The organism is Skermanella mucosa (genome assembly GCF_016765655.2).
GTDB classification, from domain to species: Bacteria; Pseudomonadota; Alphaproteobacteria; order Azospirillales; family Azospirillaceae; genus Skermanella; species Skermanella mucosa.
This window is the reverse complement of record NZ_CP086106.1, coordinates 3,061,816-3,082,882: the sequence shown is the minus strand read 5'-3', so window position 1 is coordinate 3,082,882 and position 21,067 is coordinate 3,061,816. Positions and strand designations below refer to the sequence as shown.

The following is a 21,067-nucleotide window of genomic DNA, read 5'->3' as shown; positions in this document are numbered from 1 at the left end:
TGACACGAACCGATCCGACCCGAACCGAACAAGCATTCGAGCCGAAGAATCGAAGCAGGGAGAGAAGCGCTACCCGTACTGTATTCCTTGGGAGCGACTCATGACCGCCTACACCACCAATTCCAACGAACTGATCCAGCCGACCATCTCCGGCTTCCGCGGCTCCCGTCCCGAGACGGCGAAGCCGTCCGAGGATCGCAGCATCTTTGCCAGGGTTTCCTCGCTCCTTTACCGGTACTGGACCCTTTACCAGACCAGGGCCCAGCTCGACCGCCTCAGCGACCGCGCCTTGAGCGACATCGGCATCGACCGTGACGGCATCCCGTCGGTCGCGCGCCGGCAGCATGGAGGCACCCTGGTACGCCACTCCGATCTCAGCACGCTGCTGAGCATGACCGACGAAGATCTGGCGGACATCGGGGTCTGCCGCGGCGATCTCGAAGACTTCCGGGCCGGTCGCATCAAGTATGTCCGCCGCCGGCTGGTCGCCTGAGGGGACACGGCATGACCGGCTCCCCGCTCGAGACGGCCATCCTGCTGAGGGCCGTGTTCGGCCTGGCGATGATGAATGTCGGCCTGTGGCTCGGTTGAGCCTTGGGAAGATCCGGAAAGGGGAGTGCCGCAATACCGGCTCTCCCCTTTTTCGTTGACCGGGCGTTACTGGTTCCTCGCCGCCCGCCGGCGGCGCCACTCCACCCACCGGCGCTCCAGGCGGATCATCGCCCTGCTGGTCGGGCGCTTGAGGACGGGTATGTCCTGGGCCAGCAGAAGCAGACCCAGCGGCAGCATCCAGATCCCCAGGATCGGCAGGAAGCTGAGAAGCCCGCCGATCACCAGCAGCAGTCCGACGGGAATCCTGACCCAGGTGGCTTGGGGATCGCGCAGCCAGCGCAGCACGCGCGCGGCACTCGCAGGCAGTTGCCGCTCCAGTCGCTCGAAACGGCGGTCGAGCCTACGGTCGTCGATATGTGTCATGGTCTCAATCTAAGGTCCCGTGGGGGATATTCAAAGGCTGCATCGCAGCCGGCGGCGGGATCTCCATCCCGGTGAAGAAATTTTCCCGGATCGTGGAAGCCCGGGGAATAAATCGTCGAGCCACGCGAATATGTGCGGAACGAGACGATGGCCATGCACCCGCTGCTCAAAGACCATATCCTGCCGCTCCGCCGCTACGCCCTGGCGCTCACCGGCAACACCGACCAGTCCGACGATCTGGTGCAGGAAACCCTTGCGCGCGCGATCGAGGGCGCCGGGTCTTGGGACCCCCGCCGGGACTTGCGCAAGTGGCTGTTCGGCATCATGCACAACACGAATGCTTCGGCCCTGCGGCGGCGCGCTCTCGAGGGCGAGGTCGCCGACCAGATCGGGTCCCTCGCGTCGGAGGCCGTTCCCCCCACCCAGTTCACCCAGGTGCATTTCAGCGAGACCATCGCGTCGCTGATGCGCCTGCCGGACGACCAGCGCGAGGTGATGGTGCTGATCGCCGTCGAGAACTTCAGTTACAAGGACGCGGCCGAACTGCTGGACATCCCGGTCGGCACCGTGATGTCGCGCCTTGCCCGTGCCCGGGAAGCCCTGCGCGGGAGTTCGGCGGCCGCGCCGATCGACGTGCCGGCCGGGAACAGACCCTCCCTGCGCCTGGTGAGGTGAGCCATGACCGAACCGATATCCGAACTCGACCTGATGGCCTATGTCGACGACCAGCTCGATGCCGAACGCCGCATCGAGGTAGAGGAATACCTGTCGCGGCATCCCCAGCTTGCCGCGCAGGTCATGGACGACCTGTGCCGGAGGGACGAATTGCGGCTGGCCCTGACGGAGGCCGCGACCGTCGCCGGGGTGGACAAGGCCATCCTTCCGGCCGAGCGCCTTGGCCGCCGCCTCGCGCTTCGCAGGACGCTGCATCGCAGCCGGCGTGCCATCGCGGCGTCGCTTCTGCTCGCCACGGGCTGGCTCGCCCACGCAACGTTCGGCGGCCTCGGCGCGGACCCCGCGTCCGCGGCACATATCCTGCCTGTCTATGCCGACGAGGCGGTCGATGCTCACCGGACGATCCTGGTGGAGGAGCGCAACGCCCTGTTCACGCGCTCCGCGACGGCGCCGGAACGTATCGCCGACCTCGCCACCGGCTCAAGCCCGGCGATACCGCTGCCGCACCTGCCCAGGACCTTCACGCCGGTCGCCTCGCACCTCGTCCCCTGGGACCAGGGCAATGCCGTCCAGGTTCTGTTCCATGGTCCGTCCGGGGAGTCGCTGACCCTTTTCGCGGTGGAGACCGACAGCTTCAGCATCGACCAGCCCTATGCCGAGGAGGTCGACGGCGTGACCATCGCCTATTGGCAGTCCGGATGGTTCGCCTATGTCCTGGGCGGATCGGCCGACCGGGATGACCTGCTGACGCTGGCCGCCCGGATCAGCCGGTGACCCTCCGGCCTGTGACCAAACATCAACCAGCCTGTTGAGACAACCAGGATCAGGGAGCAACCATGTTCAACCAGTATCCGAACCGGCAGCCGCCCAACCAGCCGGGAGTCTTCGGCCGTGCCGTCGATCAGGGCGCCTTCGACGAGGGCCTGCGCAAGCACATGCTGCGGGTCTACAATTTCATGGTGCTGGGTCTGGCCATCACCGGCCTGATCGCCGCCTTCGTCGCCAGCACCCCGGCGCTCTACGTGCCGATCTTCACCACGCCCCTGAAGTGGGTGGTGATGCTGGCGCCGCTCGCCTTCATCTTCGTGCTGTCCTGGCGCTTCGAGCAGATGTCCTCGTCGGCGCTCCAGATGACGTTCTGGGCGTTCTGCGCCGTGATGGGCGTGTCGATGGCGTCGATCTTCCTGGTCTTCACCGGGGCCAGCGTCGCCCGGGTCTTCTTCATCACCTCGGCGATGTTCGCTGCGACCAGCCTGTGGGGCTACACGACCAAGACCGACCTGTCGAAGATGGGCTCGTTCCTGATCATGGGCCTGATCGGCATCGTGATCGCCAGCATCGTCAACGTCTTCCTCGGGTCGAGCGCGCTGCAGTTCGCCATCTCCGTGATCGGCGTGGTGGTGTTCACCGGCCTGACCGCCTACGACACCCAGAACATCAAGGAGAGCTACGCCGAGCATTACGGCCATGACACCAACACGAAGCTGGCCGTGATGGGCGCCCTCAGCCTCTACCTGAACTTCATCAACCTGTTCCAGATGCTGCTCCAGCTCACCGGGCAGCGCGAGGAATAGCCGGGCGGACACCGATCCTTCGCCCCATCGCCATAAAAACAATCTCAGCGGGACAATCATGGACAACAACGAACGCCAGATCATCGACGAGCTTTTCGGCAAGCTGCGGCAAGCGGAGGCCCAGTCCGGCCCGCGCGACGCCCAGGCCGAGGGCTTTATCCGCGAGCAGGTGGCCCGTCAGCCTGCGGCTCCCTACCTGATGGCGCAAGCGATCGTCATCCAGGAGCAGGCCCTTGCCGCCTCCCAGGCCCGCATCCAGGAGCTGGAGCAGGAACTGCAGTCCCGCCCGGCGTCTGGGGGCGGCGGACTGTTCGGCAGCCTGTTCGGCGGCGGGTCGCAGCAGCGCCAGCCGGCGCCGCCGTCCAACTCGCCGTGGGGAAGCCAGCGGCATGCCGCCCCTCCCGGCGACCCGCGGGTGGCCGCCTACGCCAACCCGCAACACCAGCAGCGCCAGGGCGGCGGCTTCATGGCGGGCGCCATGCAGACGGCCATGGGCGTCGCCGGCGGCATGCTGATCGGCAATGCGCTCGGCAGCATGTTCTCGTCGGGCGAGGCGATGGCCGATGAAGCCGTCGGCGCGGTCGAGGAACAGGTTCCCGAGGAGTTCGCGGCCGACGAGGGCGGCGATTTCTTCGGGGGCGACGAGGAGATCTGACGCTTTCCCCATCGTCGAGGCTGAGGCAATCTGACCCCGGGGGCGCGGACTTCCTGTCCGCGCCCCCGGACCGTATCGCGGCCGCGAGTCCGCCGCCAGTCGGGTGCCTCAGGAGATCCCGTCGTGTCGTTCAAGCTCCGCTTCGTGCTTCTGTTCTCCGCCGTGCTTGCCCTGGCGGTGCTGGTGGCCGGCATAGCGGTCGTGGTCAATGCCAGGACCGCGGTCGAAACGGAGGTGGACGCGGGCATGGAGCTGGCGACGACGCTGGTGATCCGGACGCTGGCCGGCGCTCCCGATCCCCGGTCGGCGGCGGATGCCATCAGTTCCGCACTGGCGATGCTGCCGCTCAGGCATGTCCGGATCGCGATCGCCGCCGACGGTGCCGCGACCGCCCTGCCGGCGCTGGTGACGACCCGTGTTCCGGACTGGTTCTACCGGCTGGTCGGTCCCGACCACCGGCAGGAGGAGATCAGGATGCGCCTGTCGAACGGCGCGCCCGCGCGGGTCCTGGTCGTGGCGGCGCCGGAAGACGAGATCGCCGAGGTCTGGGCCGATCTGACGAACTTGGCGCTGATCCTGGCGATGGTCTCGGCTGCCGCGATAATCCTCTCCTGGATCGCCATGGAGCGGGCGCTGCGGCCCCTGGCGCAATTGTCGGGAGCCCTGGAGCGGCTGGGCCGCCACGAGTACCAGGTCCACCTGGAACCGATCCGGGTGCGCGAACTCCGGCGCATCGGCGAAACGATCAACACGCTGGCCCTGGAATTGCGCCAGGCGGAGGACAGGAACCGCGAACTCGGCCGCAAGCTGATCGAGGTCCAGGAGGCGGAGCGGCGCCAGATCGCTGGCGAGATCCATGACGAGCTGGGACCCTGCCTTTTCGGGATCCGGGTCGAGATCCGGTCGCTCGCACAGGTCGCCCGGACCCTGCCCGATGCTGCCGGCGGTGCCGTCACCGAGCGATGCGAAACCGTGCTGGGCCTCGCCGATACCGTCCAGCGCATGAGCCGGCGCCTGCTCGACCGGCTGCGGCCCATGGCGCTGGAGCATTTGCCGCTGTCCGCGGTGCTTGCCGATACCGTCAAGCGCTGGCGCGTCAACGAGCCGGGCATCGACTGGCACCTCCGTCTGCCCGGGGATGTCGCCCATACCATCGACCGGCTTGACGATACCGCGTCGGTGACCCTCTATCGGGTCGTGCAGGAAAGCCTGATGAACGTCGCCCGTCATGCCGGCGCCACGAGGGTGGAGGTCGAGCTCCGTTCCGTGCGGGAACCCGGCGCGGGTGACGCGGTCGGGTTCAGCGTTCGGGACGACGGTCGGGGTATCGCCAGCGACGACCGGGCCGGGATCGGCATCCATGCGATGTCCGACCAGGTGAGGGCGCTTGGCGGGTCGATCGCCATCCTGTCGCAGCCCGGGGGCGGCGTGACGGTCCAGGGGATGATCCCGTTCGTCCCGGGCTCCCCCCGGACGCAAGAGGAGAAAGAAGATGGCAGGAACGCCCGCCGGAAAGCCTGAGAGACTGCTGCTGGTGGACGACCATCCGGTGGTCCGGACCGGCTGCCGGCGGCTCCTCGCCTCCGCTGGTCCCTACGAGATCATGGAAGCCGACAGCGGCGCCCGGGCTTTGGAGCTCTGCGGGGCCGAGCCTCCCGACGCCGTCGTCCTGGACCTGGGACTGCCCGACATCGGCGGACTGGACCTGCTCGATCGGCTGCGCCGCATGGTTCCGGATATCCGCGTCCTCGTCTTCAGCATGCATGAGGATGCCGTCTTCGCGGCACGCGCCCTGGAGGCAGGAGCCCGAGGCTACGTCACCAAGAACGATGCGCCGGAGGAGCTGGTCGCGGCCGTCGGGACGGTACTGGCAGGCGGCATCTACCTGAGCCGCGACATGGCGCGCGAGGTCGCCGTGATGAGCTTCGCCCCGAACCGCAGTCCCTTGCAGGGATTGACGGCCCGGGAACTGCGCGTCCTGGCGGAGTTGGGGCAGGGGAGCGCCATCGCCGACATCGCCGAACGCCTGGGCGTCAGCTACAAGACGGTGAGCAATACCTGCACGATCATGAAGACGAAGCTGGGCGCGCGCAGCATACGGGATCTGATTCGCATCGCCGTCGAGCATCGCGTGACGCCCTGAGTCCGAACTGAAAAGGAGGATTCGGGAAAATTCGGCAATCACACCAAGGAAGAAGTGGAATCCCGGTTCAGTCAAAAAATGAATATGTGAATCCACCATAGAAATATGTTGCGCTGACTTACGTGTCTTATGAAAGTATATCCGGAGAAGAAGAGCGATAAACATGAGGAAACGTCACATGGTGGCCTCCCTTGGCACATTGAAGCGCATTTTGCTGGGAAGCGTCCTCGCGGTCGCCTCCTCATTGCCGGCCATGGCCGACACGATCTACGTCTCCAACGAAAAGGATAACACCATTTCGGTTGTGGACGGCGAAACGCTGGCCGTCACGGAAACGATCCGCGTCGGGCGCCGGCCGCGCGGGATCACCTTCAACCACGACATGACGCAGCTCTATGTCTGCATCGGCGACGAGAACCGGATCGACGTGATCGACCTGTCCTCCAACAAGGTCGTCGGCCGCCTGCCGTCCGGACCGGACCCGGAACTGTTCGTCCACCATCCGACCGAGAACGTGCTGTACGTCGCCAACGAGGACGACAACATGGTCTCCGTCGTGGACACGAAGGGCGGCAAGATCCTGGCCGAGATCCAGGTCGGCGTCGAGCCGGAGGGGATGGGCATCAGCCCGGATGGCAAGCTGCTGGTAAATACGTCCGAAACCACCAACATGGCCCACTTCATCGACACCTCCACCAAGGAGATCGTCGCCAACGTGCTGGTGGACAGCCGGCCGCGCGTGGCCGAGTTCACCTCCGACGGCAAGCACGTGTGGGTCTCGGCCGAGATCGGCGGAACCGTCAGCGTGATCGACTCCGCGACCCGCCAGCCGGTCAAGAAGATCGAGTTCGCCGTCAGCGGCGTATCGAAGGAGGCCATCCAGCCCGTCGGTATCCAGATCACCAAGGACATGAAGCGCGCCTTCGTCGCCCTGGGACCCAGCAACCGCGTGGCGGAAGTCGATCCCGCGACCTACGAGGTGCGCAAGTACCATCTGGTCGGGCAGCGCGTCTGGAACCTGGCGCTGTCGCCCGACGAGAAGCGTCTTTATTCCACCAACGGCGTCAGCAGTGACATCAGCGTTATCGATGTCGAGAACAGCAGGGTCATCAAGTCGATCCCGGTCGGCCGCGCACCCTGGGGAGTGATCGTGAAGCCCTAACGGCAACCCGTTAAACTCCAGCAAACGCAACCGAGACTTCCCGCCCCGGACCGTCGCCAGACTGTCCGGGTATTTTTTATGGGGTCCGGTAACTATCTAAGCGGCGGCACGCTGAACGCGAGGCCGCCGTGCTCCGCATGCCGCGCCGGCGGAGTGAACGGCGTTCGGCGCATTCGCACTTGCCAGAAGCCCCGCCGGTGCGACATGTCTGGGACCGAAGGAGCCGCGGCGGAGTTCGCCGCGCGGCAAGGCAGGAGGAACAGCGGAATGTTCATCGCGATGAACCGCTTCAAGGTGGTGCCCGGCGCGGAAGCCGATTTCGAGGCGGTCTGGCTGAACCGGGAGAGCCACCTGCACAAGGTTCCCGGTTTCGTCGAGTTCCACATGCTGCGCGGCCCGCAGCGTGACGATCACCGGCTCTACAGCTCCCACACGGTCTGGCAGTCGGAGGAGCACTTCCAGGGCTGGACCCGCTCGGAGGCCTTCCGCGATGCCCACAAGGGTGCCGGCGGCAACAAGCCCCTGTACCTGGGGCATCCGGAATTCGAAGGCTTCGAGGTCATCCAGACCGTTACCAACCCGTCCGCCGGAGAGTAGCGCCTTGGCCGGAGCCGAGCTGTCGGATTTCTTCGATCTGTTCCCGATGCGCCGGGTCGGCAGTGCCGACCTGGACGCGGCGCTGGCCGAGGACGCGCCGGAAGCCTTGACGGTTCTGTTCCTGTGGGGACGCAACTGTCCCAACTGCGACATCGCCAAGCGGGCGATGATGACGGCGCCGGAGCGCTTCCAGTCCCCGGACGTGCGCTGGTTCCATGACAATGTCTATGACGACTTCGACATGGCGACCCGCTTCGGCGTCCATGGCATACCGGTCTTCTTCCTGTTCCACGGACGCCGCCAGCTTGGGCGGATCACGAGCTGGCCGGGCGCCGACGCGTTCCTGGACGTGATCGGCCGGCAACTGCGCCGGGTCGCACCGGCGTAGTTGCCGATCCGTCCGGTCAGGCTTGCTTGAGCGGGCAGGTACGGATGCCCAGCAGGGTGTAGGCCGGGCAGAAGCCGATGAAGGCGGTCAGCAGGGGAACCACGCCGATCCAGCCCCACGGGCTCTGGGGACCGACGAAAACCAGCGAGATCAGCACGAGGCCGGCTACGATCCGCAGGGCGCGGTCGATCATTCCCATATTCTTTGGCAGCGACATGGCACGTTCCCTTTCCATCTTGGGGGCTCCATCTTGGGGCCGTGCCGCGAGCATCGCGCCGTGCGCCGTTTGGCTCAGTGACTAAGTCACATTCGGTGTCAGCCGGGTGCCGCCGTGGCAAGATATCGCAGGTTGCCGGGGTCCAGCACCTCCAGCCTGCCGCGTCCCAGGCCGACCAATCCCCGGTGCTCGAACTCCTTCAATTGGCGGCTGACGACCTCGCGGGCGGTGCCGAGCTCGGTCGCCAGGGCCTGATGGGTGAGGGGAACCACGCCGCCTCCGGGCGCATGCTTGACCAGCGCCTCGGCCAGCCGGCATTCGATCCTGCCGAACGCCACCTCGCTGACCAGCCTCATCAGGTCGGTCAGCCTGGCCCCGAAGCTCCGGAATACGAAGTCACGGAAAATGCCGGATCGGGTGATCAGGGTATCGAACGCAGCCTTGGGCAGTGCCACCGCCGATACTTCCGCTTCGGTCACGCCTTCCGCGCTGTAGCCTTCGTTTCCGATCAGGCAGGACGTGGTCAGGATACAGGTCGAACCGGGGCCGACCCGGTACAGCACGATCTCGCGTCCCAGTTCGGACAGCAGGTGGACACGCACCGAGCCTTCCAGGACGATCAGGAAGTTCGCGCAGAGATCGCCCGGCCGGAACAGCACCGTCCCGGCCTTCAGGGTGACCAGCTCCGCCTGCCGGGCGAGGATTCCGCGTGCCGCGTCGTCCAGGTCCCGCAAGGCGGGAATCGATTGCAGCCAACCGATCGCCATGCTCATTTCCGTAGTGGACTCCCGGCCCAGGTCACCCGTTGCGGGCCTTGACATCGCGGAACTCGTCATAGGCCTCCAGCGCCTGGGCAGCATACATGACGCTGGGGCCCGCGCCCATGTAGACGGCCATGCCCATCGTCTCCAGCACTTCCTGTCGCGTGGCGCCCTGCTTCACGGCGGCTTCGGCGTGGAAGGCGACGCAGCCGTCGCACCGGGTGGCGACGGCGATCGCGAGCGCGATCAGCTCCTTCGTCTTGGTGTCCAGGGCGTCGGCCTTCAAGGCGGCCTGCGCCAGAGCCGAAAAGCTCTGCATGACCGCGGGAGCGCCGCCGCGCAGTTCCTTGATGGCGGCCGACAGGTCGGCCGTGGTGTTCGTCCAGGTTCCGGACATGGGAGATACCTCGGATATGGAGAAGAATGCAGTTGCGACGCTAGGGCCGCCGCTTTATATAAGTCAATGCTAATTTAACGAGCGGGGGCACTCGAAATGGACGCGTTCACGCCGTATTCTTCGGCAGCGGGCGGCGCGCTGATCGGCGCCGCCGCGGCCCTGCTGTGGTACGGGGCCGGGCGTATCATGGGCGTCAGCGGTATCGTCGGCGGTCTGGCGACCGCGCGCGGCAGCGATATCGGCTGGCGACTCTGTTTCCTGGCGGGCCTTCTCGCCGCTCCCCTGCTGCTCTGGGCAGGAGCCGGGATCGGCAGGCCTGCCGCCCTGCAGGCCTCTCCGATGCTGCTGATCGTAGCCGGATTGCTGGTCGGCTACGGCACCAGGCTGGGCAGCGGCTGTACCAGCGGCCATGGTGTCTGCGGGCTCGCGCGCTTGTCCTTCCGCTCGCTCATCGCGACCGGTCTGTTCATGGCGAGCGGGGCAGCGGTCGTCTTCGTGGCCCGCCACCTGCTGGGAGCATGAGGACATGCCCATGATGATCGTCGCGCTGGTGTCCGGCCTGCTGTTCGGCGCCGGCCTCGTCGTCTCCGGAATGATCGATCCGGCGAAAGTGCTTGCCTTCCTCGATGTCGCCGGAAACTGGGACCCCAGCCTCGCCTTCGTGATGGGGACGGCCATTCCGATCGCGATGATCGGCTTCAGGGCGGCCCGCCGGTGCGAGCGGCCGGTCTGCGGCGACCGGTTCGCCGCGCCGACGAAGTCCGGATTGGACGCCAGGCTTGCCCTCGGTGCCGTGCTGTTCGGCGCCGGCTGGGGGCTGGTCGGCTACTGCCCCGGCCCGGCGCTCGCCGCTCTTTCATACGGCGATCCGGCCACATGGCTATTCGTGGTCGCCATGGTGGCCGGGATGGGTGCGCACAGCCTGCCTGCGCTGCGGCGGACGGAGCAGCGGTCGAAGGCCTGAGTTCCGGGAGGTCAGAGCAGCCACGTGGTATGCTGCGCGACTTCCTGGCTTCCGCGGTAGATCATGTCGAGCGCCACGTAGGTGATGATGGCGAGGCCGACCCAGCCGATCCAGCGGTACTTGTGCAGGACATGGGCGATCATGTTGGCGGCGGCGCCCATCAAGGCGACCGACAGCAGCAGCCCGATCACGAGGATCGTCGGGTGTTCCTTGGCGGCGCCGGCGACCGCCAGCACGTTGTCGAGCGACATGGACACGTCGGCCACCACGATCTGCCATATGGCGGAGCCGAAGCTCTTGGTATGCCCTGGCGCCGGGGCATCCGACGCCAGCGCTTCGTCCGGTGCCATCTCCCCCTTGCCCTGGTCCCGCAACTCGCGGAACATCTTCCAGCAGACCCACAGCAGCAGCACGCCGCCGGCCAGCGTCAGGCCGATGATGGCGAGAAGCTGGGTGGTGATCAGCGCGAAGAAGATGCGCAGGCCGATGGCGGCGCCGATGCCCCAGAAGATGACTTTGCGGCGCTGCTCGATGGGAACTCCCGCGGCCGCCATGCCGACGACGATCGCGTTGTCGCCGGCCAGTACAAGATCGATCGCGATGACCTGCCCGAGGGCAACCATCTGGGGCCACAGCCCGAATTCTTCCATTTGTCCAAATTTCCTTATTCGGGCGATGGCCGGCTTTCTGAGAGGAGCCGGCCTTGCCAACGTCTGTCTTCGTCTCGCCGGCAGAACTGATGAAACAGCCGAGCGGGAACAATCCTGCAGGATCAGGGCGTGCTGGGAGCGCCGCCGACGGCATCGGGGGCCGCCTCCGTCGTACCCCGGCGCAGCCGGTGCTCGCCCAGATACAGCAGGATCGGCGCCGCGATGAAGATCGATGACGATGTCGCCAGCACGACGCCGAACAGCAGAACCAGCGCGAACTCCTGCAGCGCCTCGCCGCCGAACAGCGCGAGCGGCAGGGTCGCCAGGAAGAGCGCCACCGAGGTGCCGATGGTCCGGCTCAGCGTCTCGTTGATGCTCCGGTCGATCAATTCTCCCAGCGGCATCTTGCGGTACAGCCGCAGGTTCTCCCGGACGCGGTCGTAGACGACGACCTTGTCGTTGATCGAGTAGCCCATGATGGTCAGGATCGCCGCGATGGCCGTCAGGTTGAACTGCATGCCGGTCAGCGCGAAGAAGCCGATCGTCTTGGTCACGTCGAGCAGCATGGTGACGACCGCGCCGACGCCGAACTGCCACTCGAAGCGGAACCAGATATAGATCAGCATCGCGATGGCCGCCAAACCGAGCGCCAGCATCCCTTGCTCGAACAGCTCTCCGCTGACCGATGCCCCCACGGATTCGACGCGCCGGATCGTGGTGCCGGGGAACTCGGACGCCAGCTTGTCCTGGACCGCCCTGACCGCCTGCTGCTGGGCCGCCTCGTTGCCGGGCTGCCGCTCGAAGCGGATCAGCACGTCGGTCGGCTGGCCGAACTGCTGGAGTTGCACGGGACCCAGGTTGAGTTGGGCGAGGCTCTCGCGAAGTTCGGGGAAGTCGGCGGGCTGCTCCGTCCGGACCTCGATCACGATTCCGCCCGCGAAGTCGACGCCGTAGTTCAGCCCCGGCTTGAAGAACAGGCCGACCGAGGCGAGGCTCAACAGGACCGACAGGATCAGCCCCATCCGTTTGCCGCGCATGAACGGGATCTTCGTGTCGTCGGGCGCGAGCCGGAACCCGGTCGAGATCGGCAGCACCTTGGGCCGATTCCGCTTGAGCCAGGTGACCATCAGCAGGCGGGTCACCACCGTGGCGGTGAACATCGACGTGATGATGCCCAGGCTGATCGTGACCGCGAAACCGCGGATCGTTCCCGTTCCCACAGCGTAGAGCAGCACCATCTTGATCAGCGTCGTCAGGTTGCTGTCCATGATGGTGGCGAAGGCGCGGGTGAAGCCGGTCTCCATCGCGGCGAAGGCCGACCGGCCGCGCCTGGTTTCCTCCCGGATGCGTTCGTTGATCAGGATATTGGCGTCGACCGACATGCCCAGCGTCAGCAGGATTCCGGCGATGCCCGGAAGTGTCAGCGTCGCCTGGAGAAGCGACAGCGCGGCCACGGTGAGGAACAGGTTGAAGATCAGGGCGATGTTGGCGAACACGCCGAACAGCCCGTAGGACATCACCATGTAGCCGACGACCAGCACGAAGCCCACGAGGCAGGCGATGATGCCGGCGCGGATCGAATCGGCGCCCAGGTCGGGCCCGATCGTGCGTTCCTCGATGATCGTCAGCGGCGCCGGCAGGGCTCCCGCGCGGAGCAGGACCGCCAGGTCGTTGGCTCCCTGGGTGGTAAAATTACCGCTGATCTGGCCACGGCCGCCGGTGATCGGCTCGCGGATGACCGGTGCGCTGATCACCTTGCCGTCGAGCACGATGGCGAAGGGCCGGCCCACGTTCTGCCTGGTGATCTCGCCGAAGCGCCGGGCGCCCGGCCCGTCGAACTCGAAATTGACCACCCAGCTTCCGCTGCGCTGGTCGTTGCCGGGGCGGGCGTCGAGCAGGCTGGCGCCGTCCACCTCGATCTTCCGGCGCACCAGGTACTGCTGCCCGCGGGACGCCGGATCGACCGAAGGAAGCCACTGGGTTCCGGCGGGGGCGGGGGTGCCCGGCGCAACGGTCTGGTCGCCCAGCAGGTGGAAGGTCATCTTTGCGGTCTGGCCGAGCAGACGCTTCACCCGGTCGGGATCGGTCACGCCGGGCAGCTGGACCAGGATGCGGTTCGTCCCCTGGCGGGCGATCACCGGCTCGTTGACGCCGGTCTCGTCGATCCGCCGGCGGACGATCTCTATCGACTGCTCTACGGCCCGTGCCGCACGGTCGCTGACCGCGGCATCGGTGAAGTCCAGGCGGACCCGTCCGCCGTCCGAGGAGAAGGCGAAATCCCGCTGCGCCGGGCTCAGCCCGGTTCCCAGCAGGTCGGCGAGCGCCGTGCGCGCGGCCTCCGCCTGGTCCGGGTCGGGCAGCGCGAAGGTGACCGCCCGGTCGCGGACCGCGAGGTCGGTGTAGCGGATGCCGGCGGTGCGAAGCGCCGTCCGAGCGCTGTCGAGCGCGCTTTCCAGGCGCTCGCGCACGACGGTGTCCATGTCGACTTCCAGCAGCAGGTAGGAACCGCCCTGGAGGTCGAGGCCCAGGTTTACGCGTTGCTGCGCCATCCAGCCCGGCAGGATTCCAGCGGGGATGAAGTTTGGCAGCGTGAAGAGGACACCCAGCGCACAGACGGCCGAGATGATCCAGATCTTCGTCTTGGAGAAATGAAGCACGGATGACAACTTTCTCACGCCGGCTTTCGGCATGATCAAGGCATTGCAGCGATGGCGGGAGTTTCGAAGGCTGTCAGCCGGCGACGGGGGGACCCGTGGGAATGCGGGGGCTTGCCCAGCCCATACCCGGAACCGGGACCGGAGCGTACAGGCGGTCCGGCGCGGAAATCAGGTCCCCGGCCGCCATGAAGGCGATCGCCACGAGGACGGCGAAGATCGGTTCCGGCATCGGCGGATCGCGCAAGGGCGCGCGCGACGCCTCCACGAAGAGCTGCCGGGGCAGATGGAATCTCTCACCGGCGCCCGCATCGCCGCCGCCCGATCCGGAGGCCCCGCCGGACGGCGACGACGGCGCGGCGGCGGATCCCGGCGCGGTCGGGATCCCTGTCCAGCAGAAGGCCGACAACAGGCAGAACACCAGCGCCAGAGCGACGGCTCTGACACCCTGGCCTGTCGGGATACGGCGTTCTCGGAACTCGGTCATCGAACTCACGGCTGGAGGAGATCGGCGCAAGCTACACATGCGGCGGAACGTCGGCCAGGATTATCTATTTCCCGGCCTGCTCATTCCTCCTCGTCCGCCTCCCCGAACAGGTAGTCGATGTCGCCGGTGCCGAGGGTGCTGAACAGGGCCGTCCCCTCGATCGTCGCCGCGGCGAGATTGTCCTTGCGGCGCTGAAGCTCAAGGATCCGCTCTTCCACGGTGTCGGCGGCGATCAGCTTGTAGACGAAGACGGGCTTGTCCTGCCCGATCCGGTGCGCGCGGTCGGTCGCCTGGTTCTCGGCCGCCGGGTTCCACCAGGGATCGTAGTGGATGACCGTGTCGGCGGCGGTCAGGTTCAGTCCCCGCCCGCCGGCCTTCAGGCTGATCAGGAAGACCGGCACGTCGCCGCGCTGGAACCGCTCGACCGGCTCGTTGCGGTCGCGGGTGGCCCCGGTCAGTTCCACGAAGGCGATGCCGGCCTTGCGCAGCTCCGGCTTGATCAGCTCCAGCATCGAGGTGAACTGGGAGAAGATCAGGATCCGGCGGCCTTCCGGCACCATCTCGCCGACCATCTCGATCAGGCTGCTCAGCTTGGCGCTTTCGCCGACGGAGGCCGCCGCCGGAATCTTGACCAGCCTGGGATCGCAGCAGACCTGACGCAGTTTCAGCAGCGCGTCGATCACGGTGATGGCGTTGCCGGACAGGCCGCTGTTGGCGATCGCCGCCCGCACCTTCTCGTGGACCGACAGGCGGATCGTCTCGTAGAGGTCGCGCTGTTCCTGGTCCAGCTCGATATGCCGGATCACCTCGGTCTTGGGCGGCAATTCCTTCGCCACCTCGGACTTGGTCCGGCGCAACAGGAACGGCCGGGTCCGGCGCACCAGCAGGCCGGCGCGGGTCGCGTCGCCGCGCTTCTCGATCGGTGTCCGGAACCGCTTCTGGAAATCCTTCCGGTCACCCAGCAACCCGGGCATCAGGAAGGCGAACTGGGCCCAGAGTTCGCCCAAATTGTTCTCGACCGGCGTTCCGGACAGGCACAGCCTGTGCTTCGCCCTCAGCGCGCAGACGGCGCGGGTAGAACGGGAGTCCGGGTTCTTGATCGCCTGGGCCTCGTCCAGCACGACCAGGTGCCACGGGCAATCCTTCATCAGGTCCATGTCGCGGGCGACCACGCCGTAGGTCGTGATCACGATCTGGGCCGAGGCGATCTCGGCCCGGCGCTCGTGCCGGTCCAGGCCATGCAGCACCAGGGTGCGCAGGTGCGGCGTGAAGCGCTTCGCCTCGTTGACCCAGTTGGGTACCAAGCTGGTCGGAACCACCACCAGGCAAGGATCCTCCAGCCGGCCGCTCTCGTGCTCCAGGGCGATGTGCGCCAGTGTCTGCGCGGTCTTGCCCAGGCCCATGTCGTCGGCCAGGATTCCGGCGACGTTGTTGGCCGCCAGACGCTGCAGCCAGGCAAGGCCGGTGCGCTGATAGTCGCGCAGGTCGCCGCGGAAGCTGGCCGGAGCCGCCACCTCGGGCAGGGTCTCGTCCTCGGTCAGCTTGCGGAGGAACGCCTCGATCTGGGCGCTCTCGTCCGGGCGGCGGGACACCAGGTCGTCGATGTCGACCAGCAGGTCGGCCTCGCCCATCGGTACCTGGAGTTTCTCCTCGAACCGCCGGCCGGTCTCCAGCATGGCCTCGAGGACGCTGAACAGCCGCTTGATCCTGTCGGCCGGAACCGCCAGCACGCTGCCGTCCTCCAGCATCACGTGGGCCTGCCCGTCGATCACACGCATCGCGGCCATTCCGCCGCGGTCGATCAGGCGGGCCAGGATGGGCAGCAGGGAGCGGCGCTGGCCCTCGATCTCGACGCCGACCTCCATGTCGAACCAGCCTTCGCCGGCATCGCGCACGGTGATGGCGACGTCGCCGGCGGACTCGACCATGCGGGTGCCGAAGTCGGAACCGATATGGACGGTCCAGCCCTCGGCTTCCAGCGCCGGAACCTGGGTGGTGAAGAAGGCACGCCACGCGGCGTCGGGATCCTTGCCGGTCATGCGGTGGACCCGCGTGCCCCGGTCTTCCAAGGAACCCTTCGGCGGGTCGATCCGGAGCTGGGCGAAGCCGATCCGGGCGAGGCGCGCCATGGCCTCCTGCTCGGCGGCCTTGTCGCGCCGCGCGAACACGGGCGGCCCGTCCGGCGTCTCGATCCGGGCGAACTGGCGCTGGTCGTCGGCCTCGATCTCCGCCGGCTGGCCGGGATCGCCGTAATCGAACGCCAACCGCAGGATGTCGATCATGCCTTCACCGGCCGACACGACGCGGCCGAGGCGGGCCGTGATCTTCGGGCTGCGCTCGACGATCACGGCGGGATCGGACCGCGGCGGCCGGGGCGGAACGTCGGCCGGCACCATCCGAGGCGCCGGAGTCCGCTGCGCGGTCCGGCGGGTCACGATGCGTGGCTTCTGCACCTCCGGCTTCGCCGATGCCGACTTGGCCGGCGGCGTCGCGGCCGCCGCCTTCGGCATGGTGACGATCTGTAGATCGACCGCGCAGATCTGTCCCGCCCCGGGATCGACGCACCAGTGGCCCAGGCCCTTGATCAGGGCTCCGCCCTCCGGCAGGCCGGTCGGCCGCAGCGTCCCGGTCCGCGGATCCCGGAACGCGCGGACCACGCGCTTGGGACCGGAGACCAGCGGAACGCCGCTGTGCCACCGCACCCGTCCGGTCGCCAGCAGGCAGCGGAGCAGCTTGTCGACCGCGTCGGCCTTGCCCTTCGGCACCGGCGTGCGGACCAGCGCTCCGGCGCCCAGCAGGCGGGCGACGGTCCGATCGGCTCCGGCCTGCTCGATCCCGGCGGCGTGGTCGACCACCTGCCGGGGAGTGGCGGGCCGCTCGGGCGCGCCGCCGACCGCCAGGGTGGCGGTCACGTACAGGGCGGCGTCGCCCTGGCCGGCCTCCAGCGTCCAGTAGGCCAGCGGAATTCCGGCGGGGGCTCCGGGAGTGACCCCGGGAGGGGCCGGCTCCGGCGCGGCCGGCGCCTTGGGGGCGGCCACCCGGTCCAGGAACGACGGCTGCACCGCCCGCCGCCATTCGGGCCGGCTGTCCAGCGCCAGGAGTGCCGCCGCCGCCATGTGCGCGCAGGTCGAGCGTCCGCAGGTGCAGGTCCGCTCCAGGGTGACGCGCTGGTTGCGATGCGACGGCACCACCATCACCGTGTGGGTCCGTCCCAGGTCCGTCACCGTCGCGGCGATATGCTCCCGGGCAGGCAGAAGCCGTGCAGCGCCGGCGAGCAGCAGTCCGCGGGCACGCTGAAGGGTTTTCTGATCGAAGACGCGCGACACGTCCTCTTCGGCAAAGGGAACCGGGGCGCCGGCAGGCGATGAAGCCCGCGCAGTGTGGTTGACCAGTGGCATGAATCTTTTTGCTGGATGTTACGGAAGCGTCGGATCTCAGGAGAGGGCGAAGGACGGAGGATACCTATTTTTGCCCGCCATTGCCACACACCTCTGTCTCTGCATATCAGCAGAGACCGCTCACGACAGGTTACGCGAAACGGTATAGCTTGTTTTTCCAGCATGTTGCCGGTCTTGGCACAACGAAGGATAGGATCCATGGCCGTCGCTTCCGGCAAAGGTCAGGCCCAGGCGCCCAAGTTCACGTCGGGATCGCCGCTGCGCCACGTCGTGGTGATGACGACCACCGGTTCCGTCGGCCTGATGGCGGTCTTCGCGGTCGATCTGGCGAACCTGTTCTACATCTCCATGCTGGGGGTCAGGGAACTGGCCGCGGCGGTCGGGTTCGCCGGGACGATCCTGTTCTTCCAGATCTCCCTGTGCATCGGCCTGACCATCGGCACCGGCGCCATCGTCGCCCGGGCGATCGGGTCCGGCGACCGGGAGGAGGCCCGCCGGCTCGCCGGCTCCAGCCTCGTCGTCATGCTGGTGGCGAGCCTCGCGGTCGGCATCCTGACGGTTCCGTTCCTCGACCCCATCCTGTCGGCGCTCGGAGCCCGGGGGGAGACCAAGCGGTTCGCCGAGACCTACCTGACGATCGTCTCGCCGACCATGCCGCTGCTCGGCGTCGGCATGTGCTGCTCGGCGCTGCTGCGGGCCGTCGGGGACGCCCGGCGGTCCATGAACGTGACCCTGTTCGCCGGGCTGGCGACGGCCGTGCTGGACCCGATCCTGATCTTCGGTTTCGACCTCGACCTGATGGGGGCCGCGATCGCGGCGCTGCTTTCCCGGTGCGTCCTGGTCGCGATCGGGTGGCACGGCGCGTCCACGGTCCACGGGCTGGTGGGACGTCCCTCGATGGCGGCGCTTCCGCGGGACGCCCGGCAGCTGTTCAGGGTCGCGGGGCCGGCGATCCTGACCAATGTCGCGACACCCGTCGCCTCGGCCTACGTGACCTTCTCCATGGCGAAGTTCGGCGACGCGGCGGTGGCCGGGCTGGCGATCGTCGACCGGGTCGTGCCGGTCGCGTTCGGCGTGATCTTCGCGCTCAGCGGCGCGGTCGGTCCGATCTTCGCGCAGAACCTGGGCGCCCGGATCTATGAGCGCATCCGCGAGACCCTGCGGGCCAGCCTGACGGTGATGCTGACCTACGTCGCGTCGGTCTGGTTCGTCCTGTTCCTGGGCCAGGACCTGCTCGTGCAGGTCTTCTCGGTGGAAGGCGTGGCGGCCGACATCGTGCGCCTGTTCTGCACGCTGACCGCCGGAGGTTTCCTGTTCATCGGCTGCCTGTTCGTCGCCAACGCGGCTTTCAACAACCTGGGCTTCCCGTTGCTGTCCACCGGCTTCAACTGGGGACGCGCCACACTGGGAACGATCCCCTTCGTCACGCTGGGCGCCTGGGCGGGCGGCGCGCAGGGGATCGTGATCGGCCAGGCGGCGGGCGCGCTCGTCTTCGGGCTGGCCGCCGTGGTCGTCGCCTTCCGGGTCGTCGGCCGCCTGAAGGACGATCGGCTCGGACCCGGACCGATCGTCGTCGAGCCGCCGGCCCAGCCCGTCTCGTCGGGCAAGGCGGCGCTCGCCACCCTCGCGGCCGTCCGGCCGGCCGCTGGCGAGGACTGACCGGCGTCAGGCGACGGGAGATGCCGCCAGTGCCGCGGCCGAGCTGATGAGCCGCACCTCCATCGCCGCCTTCCGGCCGCGGACCGGGACGAACTGGAGGGGATGCCGGCCCAGGTCGATGCCGGCCCGCGCCTCGACCTCGCGGCTGACCACCAGCTCTACCTCGTTGTCCTTGGCGATCTGCTCCAGCCGGGAGGTGGTGTTGACCGGGTCGCCGATGGCGGTGAAGGAGCGGGCGCGGCCATAGCCCATCTCGCCCAGGATCACCGTTCCGGCATGGATGCCGATGGCGACACGCAAGGGATGGGGCAGGTCGTGTTCAAGGTCGCGGTTCAGCCGGTCGATGCGCTCGGCGATGGCCCGGGCCGTCACGAGCGCATCCTTCGCGGCCCTGACCGGGTCGTCGCTGATGCCGAACAGCGCCATCATGCCGTCGCCGATGAATTTGTCTATGTGGCCGTTGTTGCTTTCCACCGCCTGCCCGACGGCTTCGAAATAGCGGTTCAGGATGAACACCACGTCGTAGGGCAGCCGCGCCTCCGACAGGCTGGTGAAGCCCCGTATGTCGGCGAACAGGATCACGATCTCCCGCTCCTGGCCTTCCAGGTGGGTCGAAGGCTGGAGCGCCAGTTCGGGATTCGACGCCGGCGGTATCAGCGGGCGCACGGTCAGGCTGTGCTTCGGCCTGACCATGCAGGCAAGGCGGACATCGGGCGCCGCCCCGATCCGGGACAGCACGCGCTGTTCGGCGGAGGAGGGCGGAGGCAGCCGGTCGCGGCCGTGCCTGACGCTGACGCGGCAGGTCGAGCATCGCCCCCGTCCGCCGCAGACGGACGCGTGCGGGATGCCGTAGGCCCGGCTCATCTCCAGTATGCTGGCCCCGGGCAGCAGGGTCACGGTGGGGCCTTCGGCATAGCTGAGCGTGATCGTACCGAACCGTGACGACAGAAGGTTGCGGACGCCCCGGGCGAACAGGATGGCGACGATCAGCGCCGCGAAGCCGTAGCGGAAGTTCAGGGCCGTCTGGCTGACGAAGGCGGCCGACGTCGGCCCGGGGATCTGGGCCGCCTTGAGTATTTCGGCGATCGCGGCGCCGTCCGCCGTCTCGACCAGCAGAGCCCGCCCGGACACGACGAAACCCAGGAGCGCCAGGGTCGGGACCAGCACCGCCAGGGTGAAGAGGCCGGGCGCCACGGATCGGTACCAGGGCCGGAGCCGCAGCCAAAAGTGCAGCCCGACGCAGCCATGGACCCAGGAGACGACCATGACCGTGCTTTGCAGGATGCCGAGGTGGGGCGCCAGCCGCCAGTACGTCAGCTGGACCAGGGCGTAGCTGGGCTGCACGCCGTAGAGTTCGGTGACTGCCCGCGTGCCCAGCACGTGCTCGATCAGCAGGAACGGAATGGCGAGCCCGAGCAGAAGCTGCATGAACTGCCACGCCGGCATGCGCATCACCCGCCGATCGTACAACGACCACAGCGCGTGGGCAGCATGGACCACCGCCGCCGTCAGGATGACGATCCAGCCCCCGGCGAACTGCCAGGAGAGCAGGAAGCGCCAGCGGTCCATGGCCTCGAGCGAGATCAAGCCCAGCGAATGGTTCAGCATGTGCATCAGCACATAGGCGAACAGCACCAGTCCCGAGATCGTACGCAGTTGCTGGAAGCGGCGGCTTCCGGAGAGTGTGGGCATCAGGAACTTCGGGCTGGTC

General features: G+C 67.5%; 22 protein-coding genes. 13 read left to right on the top strand and 9 right to left on the bottom strand.

Annotated elements, in window-relative coordinates:
* The first annotated feature begins 100 nt into the window (after positions 1–100).
* A complete protein-coding gene (locus JL100_RS14125) occupies positions 101–493 on the top strand; it encodes a DUF1127 domain-containing protein (RefSeq protein ID WP_202680331.1) in 393 nt (130 codons plus the stop codon).
* A gap of 164 nt (positions 494–657) precedes the next feature.
* Here JL100_RS14125 and JL100_RS14120 read toward each other — a convergent pair whose 3' ends face one another.
* Positions 658–975, bottom strand: a complete 318-nt coding sequence (locus JL100_RS14120) for a hypothetical protein (protein ID WP_202680330.1) — start codon at positions 973–975, stop codon at positions 658–660.
* A 147-nt stretch (positions 976–1,122) separates the two neighbouring features.
* Between JL100_RS14120 and JL100_RS14115 the strand changes: the two genes are divergently transcribed.
* From JL100_RS14115 to JL100_RS14075, 9 genes are all read left to right on the top strand, one after another.
* A complete protein-coding gene (locus tag JL100_RS14115) occupies positions 1,123–1,650 on the top strand; it encodes a sigma-70 family RNA polymerase sigma factor (RefSeq protein ID WP_202680329.1) in 528 nt (175 codons plus the stop codon).
* Positions 1,651–1,653: 3 nt separating this feature from the next.
* Positions 1,654–2,424 carry an anti-sigma factor family protein gene (locus JL100_RS14110; protein ID WP_202680328.1) on the top strand — a complete coding sequence of 257 codons (771 nt, stop codon included), beginning with the start codon at positions 1,654–1,656 and terminating at the stop codon, positions 2,422–2,424.
* Between the two features lie 62 nt (positions 2,425–2,486).
* A complete protein-coding gene (locus JL100_RS14105) occupies positions 2,487–3,224 on the top strand; it encodes a Bax inhibitor-1/YccA family protein (protein ID WP_202680327.1) in 738 nt (245 codons plus the stop codon).
* 58 nt (positions 3,225–3,282) lie between these two features.
* On the top strand, positions 3,283–3,879 hold the full coding sequence (locus JL100_RS14100; protein ID WP_202680326.1) for a DUF2076 domain-containing protein: 597 nt from the start codon (positions 3,283–3,285) through the stop codon (positions 3,877–3,879).
* Between the two features lie 123 nt (positions 3,880–4,002).
* Positions 4,003–5,400, top strand: coding sequence for a histidine kinase (locus JL100_RS14095; protein ID WP_202680325.1), 1,398 nt, complete (start codon positions 4,003–4,005; stop codon positions 5,398–5,400).
* Positions 5,372–6,022, top strand: coding sequence for a response regulator (locus JL100_RS14090; RefSeq protein WP_202680324.1), 651 nt, complete (start codon positions 5,372–5,374; stop codon positions 6,020–6,022). The genes JL100_RS14095 and JL100_RS14090 overlap by 29 nt, the downstream gene beginning before the upstream one ends.
* A 178-nt stretch (positions 6,023–6,200) precedes the next feature.
* Positions 6,201–7,184 (top strand): PQQ-dependent catabolism-associated beta-propeller protein, encoded by a 984-nt coding sequence (locus tag JL100_RS14085; RefSeq protein ID WP_202680323.1) that lies wholly within the window; start codon positions 6,201–6,203, stop codon positions 7,182–7,184.
* A 267-nt stretch (positions 7,185–7,451) separates the two neighbouring features.
* Positions 7,452–7,781 (top strand): antibiotic biosynthesis monooxygenase family protein, encoded by a 330-nt coding sequence (locus JL100_RS14080; RefSeq protein WP_202680322.1) that lies wholly within the window; start codon positions 7,452–7,454, stop codon positions 7,779–7,781.
* A 4-nt stretch (positions 7,782–7,785) separates the two neighbouring features.
* Complete coding sequence (locus JL100_RS14075; protein ID WP_228421258.1) at positions 7,786–8,169, top strand: thioredoxin family protein; 384 nt, start codon at positions 7,786–7,788, stop codon at positions 8,167–8,169.
* Between the two features lie 16 nt (positions 8,170–8,185).
* Here JL100_RS14075 and JL100_RS14070 read toward each other — a convergent pair whose 3' ends face one another.
* The 3 genes from JL100_RS14070 to JL100_RS14060 form a co-directional block, all read right to left on the bottom strand.
* A complete protein-coding gene (locus tag JL100_RS14070) occupies positions 8,186–8,386 on the bottom strand; it encodes a YgaP family membrane protein (protein WP_407696996.1) in 201 nt (66 codons plus the stop codon).
* 98 nt (positions 8,387–8,484) lie between these two features.
* A complete protein-coding gene (locus JL100_RS14065; RefSeq protein ID WP_202680321.1) occupies positions 8,485–9,153 on the bottom strand; it encodes a Crp/Fnr family transcriptional regulator in 669 nt (222 codons plus the stop codon).
* 31 nt (positions 9,154–9,184) lie between these two features.
* Positions 9,185–9,544, bottom strand: coding sequence for a carboxymuconolactone decarboxylase family protein (locus tag JL100_RS14060; protein WP_202680320.1), 360 nt, complete (start codon positions 9,542–9,544; stop codon positions 9,185–9,187).
* A 96-nt stretch (positions 9,545–9,640) separates the two neighbouring features.
* Here JL100_RS14060 and JL100_RS14055 point away from each other — a divergent pair, with 96 nt between their 5' ends.
* Positions 9,641–10,066, top strand: a complete 426-nt coding sequence (locus tag JL100_RS14055; protein WP_202680319.1) for a YeeE/YedE family protein — start codon at positions 9,641–9,643, stop codon at positions 10,064–10,066.
* 4 nt (positions 10,067–10,070) lie between these two features.
* Entirely contained in the window at positions 10,071–10,508 is a 438-nt protein-coding gene (locus JL100_RS14050; protein ID WP_228421256.1) for a YeeE/YedE family protein, read from the top strand.
* Positions 10,509–10,519: 11 nt separating this feature from the next.
* Here JL100_RS14050 and JL100_RS14045 read toward each other — a convergent pair whose 3' ends face one another.
* The 4 genes from JL100_RS14045 to JL100_RS14030 all read right to left on the bottom strand — a co-directional run bounded on the left by JL100_RS14045 (position 10,520) and on the right by JL100_RS14030 (position 17,625).
* The gene (locus JL100_RS14045; RefSeq protein ID WP_202680318.1) at positions 10,520–11,158 is read right to left on the bottom strand and encodes a TerC family protein; all 639 of its coding nucleotides are present in this window, start codon (positions 11,156–11,158) and stop codon (positions 10,520–10,522) included.
* A 122-nt stretch (positions 11,159–11,280) separates the two neighbouring features.
* Positions 11,281–13,815 (bottom strand): protein translocase subunit SecD, encoded by a 2,535-nt coding sequence (secD, locus tag JL100_RS14040; protein ID WP_202680477.1) that lies wholly within the window; start codon positions 13,813–13,815, stop codon positions 11,281–11,283.
* A gap of 73 nt (positions 13,816–13,888) precedes the next feature.
* On the bottom strand, positions 13,889–14,299 hold the full coding sequence (locus tag JL100_RS14035) for a hypothetical protein (protein ID WP_202680317.1): 411 nt from the start codon (positions 14,297–14,299) through the stop codon (positions 13,889–13,891).
* A gap of 80 nt (positions 14,300–14,379) precedes the next feature.
* Positions 14,380–17,625: a DEAD/DEAH box helicase gene (locus JL100_RS14030; protein WP_228421255.1), complete on the bottom strand. Its 3,246-nt coding sequence runs from the start codon at positions 17,623–17,625 to the stop codon at positions 14,380–14,382.
* A gap of 270 nt (positions 17,626–17,895) precedes the next feature.
* On the opposite strand from JL100_RS14030, the gene JL100_RS14025 reads away from it, so the two are divergent.
* Positions 17,896–19,356 (top strand): MATE family efflux transporter, encoded by a 1,461-nt coding sequence (locus JL100_RS14025; protein WP_202680315.1) that lies wholly within the window; start codon positions 17,896–17,898, stop codon positions 19,354–19,356.
* Between the two features lie 6 nt (positions 19,357–19,362).
* Here the strand turns inward: JL100_RS14025 and JL100_RS14020 are convergent, their stop codons facing one another.
* Complete coding sequence (locus tag JL100_RS14020) at positions 19,363–21,048, bottom strand: adenylate/guanylate cyclase domain-containing protein (protein ID WP_202680314.1); 1,686 nt, start codon at positions 21,046–21,048, stop codon at positions 19,363–19,365.
* Positions 21,049–21,067: the final 19 nt, after the last annotated feature.